The sequence below is a fragment of the Plasticicumulans sp. genome (assembly GCF_035331805.1).
Classification (GTDB): domain Bacteria; phylum Pseudomonadota; class Gammaproteobacteria; order Competibacterales; family Competibacteraceae; genus Plasticicumulans.
The window spans coordinates 1-6,106 of sequence record NZ_DAOLKE010000102.1; the positions used below are offsets into that span (position 1 = coordinate 1).

The 6,106-nt window shown below is 71.4% G+C and carries 7 protein-coding genes; 2 read left to right on the forward strand and 5 right to left on the reverse strand.

What is annotated here, in order from left to right:
• From PKE44_RS09155 to PKE44_RS09175, 5 genes are all read right to left on the reverse strand, one after another.
• On the reverse strand, positions 1 to 489 hold a 489-nt coding region (locus PKE44_RS09155), incomplete at its 3' end, for a hypothetical protein (protein ID WP_324550331.1).
• Positions 482 to 1,153: an HAD-IA family hydrolase gene (locus PKE44_RS09160; RefSeq protein ID WP_324550332.1), complete on the reverse strand. Its 672-nt coding sequence runs from the start codon at positions 1,151 to 1,153 to the stop codon at positions 482 to 484. The genes PKE44_RS09160 and PKE44_RS09155, both read right to left, overlap by 8 nt.
• A 61-nt stretch (positions 1,154 to 1,214) precedes the next feature.
• Positions 1,215 to 1,922, reverse strand: coding sequence for a bifunctional 2-polyprenyl-6-hydroxyphenol methylase/3-demethylubiquinol 3-O-methyltransferase UbiG (ubiG, locus tag PKE44_RS09165; RefSeq protein WP_324550333.1), 708 nt, complete (start codon positions 1,920 to 1,922; stop codon positions 1,215 to 1,217).
• Between the two features lie 35 nt (positions 1,923 to 1,957).
• Positions 1,958 to 3,283: a TRZ/ATZ family hydrolase gene (locus PKE44_RS09170; RefSeq protein WP_324550335.1), complete on the reverse strand. Its 1,326-nt coding sequence runs from the start codon at positions 3,281 to 3,283 to the stop codon at positions 1,958 to 1,960.
• Between the two features lie 148 nt (positions 3,284 to 3,431).
• Positions 3,432 to 3,977 carry an OmpA family protein gene (locus PKE44_RS09175; RefSeq protein WP_324550336.1) on the reverse strand — a complete coding sequence of 182 codons (546 nt, stop codon included), beginning with the start codon at positions 3,975 to 3,977 and terminating at the stop codon, positions 3,432 to 3,434.
• Positions 3,978 to 4,200: 223 nt separating this feature from the next.
• Between PKE44_RS09175 and PKE44_RS09180 the strand changes: the two genes are divergently transcribed.
• Both PKE44_RS09180 and mtnA read left to right on the forward strand, forming a co-directional pair.
• Positions 4,201 to 4,899: a response regulator transcription factor gene (locus PKE44_RS09180; RefSeq protein ID WP_324550337.1), complete on the forward strand. Its 699-nt coding sequence runs from the start codon at positions 4,201 to 4,203 to the stop codon at positions 4,897 to 4,899.
• Positions 4,900 to 5,034: 135 nt separating this feature from the next.
• Entirely contained in the window at positions 5,035 to 6,096 is a 1,062-nt protein-coding gene (gene mtnA / locus PKE44_RS09185; RefSeq protein ID WP_324550338.1) for an S-methyl-5-thioribose-1-phosphate isomerase, read from the forward strand.
• Positions 6,097 to 6,106: the final 10 nt, after the last annotated feature.

A 6,106-nucleotide genomic window follows, 5' to 3' on the forward strand; every position in this document is an offset into this window, starting at 1 on the left:
GCCGCCGGCCAGTGCCGCGACGCTGCTGCGGTACTTCGCAAGCTCATCGAGCGCGAGCTTCGGCGTGCCGCGCCGGCAGTCCGCGGTCAGCTCGCCGAGCTGCGCGAGCAGGAAGAAGCCGCCGCCGAGCGCGACTGCCTGACCGCGCAGGCGCTCGTCGGCATCGAGCCCGCTCGCCGCGAGTGCGGCGAGCGCATACGGGCGCCACGCGCGCTGCGCCTCGGCGAGCAGCGTCGCCACGTCCTCGACCGGACCGCACGGCAGCGGTCGCCACCAGTCGGCGGCGGCGAGGCGGGCCAGCGCCGGCGGCAGTGCCGCGATCGCCTCGGCGCGGGCCTCGGAATCCTCCAGGCCTGCCAGCGTGCGGCTGAGCGTGGCCAGCGCCGACCAGTCCGCGAGCACCGGCGCCGGCAGCCAGCCGCCGAGCGCTCCGGGCAGCAGGCCGGCGAGGCGCCCGGCAAGTCCGGCATCGTCCGGCGTTTCAGTCATGGGCGGCCTCCGGACCGTGGTCCAGCCAGTCGAGCAGTTCGGTCGGCACGGCGAGCGTGCCGTCGGCGCCCCAGGCCGCGGGTTCGTCGTCCGGGCCGAGGTAGCCCCAGCCGGCCACCAGCGTGCGCATGCCGGCGCGGCTGCCGGCCTCGATGTCGCGCGCGGCGTCGCCGACGTACCAGCAGCGCGCCGGATCGAGACCGGCGAGCGTGCAGGCGTGCAGCAGCGGCGCCGGATCGGGCTTCTGCACCGCCAGCGTGTCGCCGCTGACCACCGCGCAGGCGCGGGCGTCCAGCCCGAGCGCCGCGAGCAGCGCGCCGGTCAGCGCCGAGGGCTTGTTGGTGACGATGCCCCAGGCGATGCCGCGTGCCTCCAGCGTGGCCAGCGTGTCGTCCATGCCGGGAAACGGCGCGGTGCGCTCGGCGATGCGTGCGCGGTACTGCGCGAGATAGCGCTCGCGCAGCGCGGCGTGGCCGGCGTCATGGCGCGTGCTGCCGTAGCCGGCCGCGAGCAGCGCGTCGGTGCCGTGCGAGGCGGCCGGGCGCAGGCTGGCGTAGTCGAGGGCCGGCAGGCCGTCCTCGATGCGCATGCGGTTCAGCGCGCCGACCAGATCCGGCGCGGTGTCGAGCAGCGTGCCGTCGAGATCGAACAGGATGGCGGTCAAGCGGGGGCTTCCGTCGTCAGGGGAGGGGCTGAAAGGCTCGGGCGTTCGGTCGTGACCGGTATCAGTCCTGCGGCCGCACGCAGTGCACGAGGTAGTTCACGTCGAGCCCGGGGCCGAGCGTGTAGCGGCGCGACAGCGGGTTGTAGTGCACGCCGGTGAACTCGCGCACCTCCAGCCCGGCGAGCTGCGCCCAGCGCGCCAGCTCCGAGGGGCGGATGAACTTCGCGTACTCGTGCGTGCCGCGCGGCAGCATGCGCAGCAGGTATTCGGCCCCGAGCACGGCCAGCAGCCAGGCCTTCGGCGTGCGGTTCAGCGTCGAGAAGAACACGTGCCCGCCCGGGCGCACCAGCCGCGCGCAGGCGGCGATGGTCGAGGCCGGTTCCGGCACGTGTTCGAGCATCTCCATGCAGGTGACCACGTCGAAGGCGTCCGGATGCGCGTCGGCGTAGTCCTCGGCCGTCGACTGCACGTAATCGACATCGAGCCCGGATTCGATCAGGTGCAGGCTGGCGATTTCGAGCGGTGCAGCGGCCATGTCGATGCCGGTGACCTGCGCGTATTCATCGGCGAGGGCTTCGCTCAGCACGCCGCCGCCGCAGCCGACATCGAGCACCGCGCAGTCCGTCAGCGGGGCGCGCGACTTGATGAAGCCGAGGCGCAGCGGGTTGATGTCGTGCAGCGGCTTGAACTCGCCGTCCGGATCCCACCAGCGGCTGGCGAGGGCATCGAACTTGGCGACTTCGGCCTGATCGACGTTGGCGGTCGTCATGCGGCGTTCCTCGGTCAAGGCGGAAACTTGCGGGTTCAGGCGCTCGCGCCGGCACCGATCTGCGCGCGCCAGTGCCCGGCGCGTTCGAGCAGCGCGCTGCGATCCAGCGTCAGCAGCTCGCGGTTGCCGAGCAGCTGGCGGCCGGCGACCCAGACATCGGTGACCTGGTGGCGGCCGCTCGCGTAGACGAGCTGCGAGATCGGGTGATACAGCGGCCGGCTTTCGAGATCGCCGAGATCGACGGCGATGACATCGGCCCACTTGCCCGGCACCAGCGAGCCGGTCTGCTCGCCGAGCCCGAGCGCGCGCGCGCCGTTGAGCGTCGCCATGCGCAGCGCCCGGTGCGCCGGCAGCGCCGCGGCATCGCCGCTGACGCCCTTGGCGAGCAGGGCGGCGGTGCGCATCTCGCCGAACAGGTCGAGATCGTTGTTGCTGGCCGCGCCGTCGGTGCCGAGCGCGACGTTGACGCCGGCGGCTTCGAGCTTCGCGACCGGGCAGAAGCCGGAGGCGAGCTTCAGGTTCGATTCGGGGCAGTGGATGACGCTGGCGCCGGTCTCGGCGAGGCGGGCGATCTCGGCGTCTTCGAGCTGGGTCATGTGCACGGCGGCCAAGGCCGGCGACAGCAGTCCGAGGCGGTCGAGGCGCGCCAGCGGCCGGCAGCCGTGCGCGGCGACGGCCTCCCGGATCTCGCCGGCGGTCTCGTGCACGTGCATGTGCACCGGGCGTTCGAGCTCGTCGGCCAGCGCGCGGATGCGTGCGAGCGTGGCCTCGCCGACCGTGTACGGCGCGTGCGGCGCGAACGCGGTGCTCAGCAGCGGGTCGTGGCGCAGGGATTCGTGCAGCGCCAGGCCCTTGGCGAGGTATTCGTCCGGCCCCGAGGCCCAGGCGCTCGGGAAGTCGATGGCGATCAGGCCGACCACGGCGCGCAGGCCGGCCGTGCCGAGCGCGCGCGCCGTCACGTCCGGGAAGAAATACATGTCGTTGACGCAGGTGACGCCGCCGCGGATCAGCTCGGCCGCGGCGAGCAGCGTGCCGTCATGCACGAAGGTCTCGCCGACCCAGCGCGCCTCGGCCGGCCAGATGTGGCCGGTCAGCCACTGCATCAGCGGCAGGTCATCGGCGTAGCCGCGCAGCAGGTTCATCGCCAGATGCGTGTGCGCGTTGACGAGGCCCGGCAGCAGGCAGTGATTCGGCAGCAGCAGCGTGTTGCGCGCGTGATACCGGTTGCGCGCGGCAGCGGCCGGCAGCAGGTCGAGGATGCGGCCCTGGTCGATCGCGAGCGCCATGTCGTCGAGCACGACCGCTTCGGGCTCGACCGGCACGATCCAGCGCGGAAACAACAGGGTGTCGATGGACTGCATGGAGGGCTCCGGCTCGGCGCATGGCAGCGATTATGCCGGTTCTGCGAAGTGCCTGCGGCAGCGGTTCAGCATCCGCCGGCGGCCGGCCAAATGACGACGCCCCGGCCGATGGCCGGGGCGTGCGGGGTGTGCGAGGCGAGGTCGAAGCTTACTGCGTGACTTCGACGGTGATCTCGACGCGGCGGTTCTGCGCGCGACCGGCGGCCGTCGCGTTGTCGGCAACCGGCTGCGACTCGCCGCGGCCCGAGGCCTGGATGATGCCGGCCGGGACGCCCTTCGCGGCCAGGTAGTTCTTGACGGTCGCGGCGCGACGCTCGGACAGGCGCTGGTTGTAGGCATCGGAGCCGACGCTGTCGGTGTGACCGACGACGATGACGGCATCGACCTGCTTGGCCTGCTTCATGTCGGCGACGAGCTTGTCGAGCTCGGCCTTGCCGGCGGGCTTCAGCGTGTCCTTGTTGAAGTCGAAGTTCGTGTCACCCGAAAGCTTCAGTTCCGAGCGCTTCTTCTGCACCATCGGGCCGCATTCCGGCAGCACGGTGCCGCCGACGGCGAGCACGCACTTGTCGAACGGGTCCTTGACCGCCTTGCCGAACGGGTCGGTGACGGCCGGCTCGGGGTCGGCGAAGGCCGGGGCCGCAACTGCGATGGCAACGGCCGCGGCCAGGGCAAGGTTGTTAAGCTTAAGTTTCATCGTCTAACCTCCAAGTCACTGCAAGCAAAGTCCGGAACGGTCTAACCAGCCGGCGTTGACACTTCTTCTCGGGATGGTTTCGGAAGGGGCGGTCGGCATCCTTTGCTACCGGCTCCCAAGTCGGGCCGAGTATAACGGAAAAATCGGTTTTCCTAGTTTCGGATGATACACCCCTGTGTCAGAATTGCAAAAAGTGTTGCGATTGGAATAAAGGGAGAGTGCCTTGCGCGTCGCACTGCTTGAGGATGACCGCCCCCAGGCGGAGATGATGCGGACGTGGCTGGTCGAGGCCGGCCACGACGTACAGGTGTTCGTCCAGGGCAAGGCCCTGGTCCGCGAACTCGGCCGTGATTCCTACGATCTGGTCGTGCTCGACTGGATGCTGCCGGACATCGACGGCATTCAGGTGCTCAAGTGGATCCGCGAGCACGTCGACTGGCCGATGCCGGTGCTGTTCGTGACCGGCAAGGACGAGGAGGACGACATCGTGCAGGCGCTCGACAACGGCGCCGACGACTACATGGTCAAGCCGGTCAAGCGCATGGAGATGCTGGCGCGGCTGAAGGCGGTGTCGCGCCGGGCGATCGCGCAGGACGAGGGGCAGAAGATCCTCGAGTTCGGCGTCTACACGGTCGACCTGACCACGCGCGCCGTGCTGCTGAACGGCCAGCCGATCGAGCTGACGCAGAAGGAATTCGACCTGACCGTGTTCCTGTTCCGGGGCGCCGGTCGCGTGTTGTCGCGCGGCCACATCCTGGAGAGCGTCTGGGGCCGCAGCCCCGACCTCAACACGCGCACGGTCGACACGCACGTCAGCCGCATCCGCAACAAGCTCGACCTGCGCCCCGAGCACGGCTGGCAGCTGAAGGCCGTCTACCAGCACGGCTACCGGCTGGAACCGGTCGAAGTCCCGGCCACCTGAGCCCCGGCCGCAGGACCCCCGCTGCCCGATGCGGGCCGCGGGGGTTTTTCGTGCCCGACGGATCGCTACACTGGCGCCCCTCCATCGAACCGGCCGCCTGCCGCGGCCCTTCCGGTAGTCCGGGGAGTCCTGCCGATGTCCGTCCTGTCCGACCCTGCCGCGCATGACCGCGTCCGTGCCGTCGCCTGGCGCGACGGTGCGCTCGAACTGCTCGACCAGCGCCTGCTGCCGGCCCGGGAGCAGCGGCTGCGCTTCGACGATGCCGCAGCCGTCGCGCGCGCGATCCGCGACATGGTCGTGCGCGGTGCGCCGGCGATCGGCATCGCCGCGGCCTACGGCGTCGTGCTCGCGGCCCGCGCGCGCTTCGCGGCCGATGGCGAGGCGTGGACGCAGACGATTGCGGCCGATCTCGAACGGCTCGCCGATGCGCGCCCGACCGCGGTCAACCTGTTCTGGGCGATCGCGCGCATGCGCAGGCGCATCGACGCGCTGCCGGCCGGCGTCGATCCGCTGCCGGCGCTGCTCGCCGAGGCCGACGCCATCCTCGCCGAGGACATCGCCGCCAACCGGCGCATGGGCGAGCTGGGCGCGGCGCTGATCGAGCCGGGCCGGGCGCTGCTCACGCACTGCAACACCGGCTCGCTCGCCACCGGCGGCTACGGCACCGCGCTCGGCGTGATCCGCAGCGCCTGGGCCGGCGGGCGGCTCACGGCCGTCTGCGCCGACGAGACGCGGCCGTGGCTGCAGGGCGCGCGGCTGACGGCCTGGGAGCTGGTGCAGGACGGCATCCCGGTGACGCTGATCGCCGAGGGCGCGGCCGCGCACCGCATGAAGCAGGGCGACATCGGCTGGGTCGTGGTCGGTGCCGACCGCATCACCGCCGACGGCTCGGCCGCCAACAAGATCGGCACCTACGGACTCGCCGTGCTGGCGCGCTTCCACGGCGTGAGGTTCATGGTCGTGGCGCCGAGCTCGACGATCGACATGAGCCTCGCGAGCGGCGCCGACATCCCGATCGAGATGCGTGCCCCCGCGGAGCTGCTCGAACTCGGCGGCACGCGCGTCGCGGCCGAAGGCGCGCAGGCCTGGAATCCGTCCTTCGACGTGACGCCGGCGGCGCTGATCGACGCGATCGTCACCGAGCGCGGCGTGGTGCTCGCGCCGGATGCCGCGAAGATGGCGGCGCTGATGGCCTGAAGGGCGGCGG

Bases quoted from the DNA above. Each gene is read 5' to 3' on its own strand.
- mtnA (WP_324550338.1), top strand. From the start codon at position 5,035: ATGTCCGTCCTGTCCGACCCTGCCGCGCATGACCGCGTCCGTGCCGTC.
- ubiG (WP_324550333.1), bottom strand. From the start codon at position 1,922: ATGACGACCGCCAACGTCGATCAGGCCGAAGTCGCCAAGTTCGATGCC.
- PKE44_RS09170 (WP_324550335.1), bottom strand. From the start codon at position 3,283: ATGCAGTCCATCGACACCCTGTTGTTTCCGCGCTGGATCGTGCCGGTC.
- PKE44_RS09175 (WP_324550336.1), bottom strand. From the start codon at position 3,977: ATGAAACTTAAGCTTAACAACCTTGCCCTGGCCGCGGCCGTTGCCATC.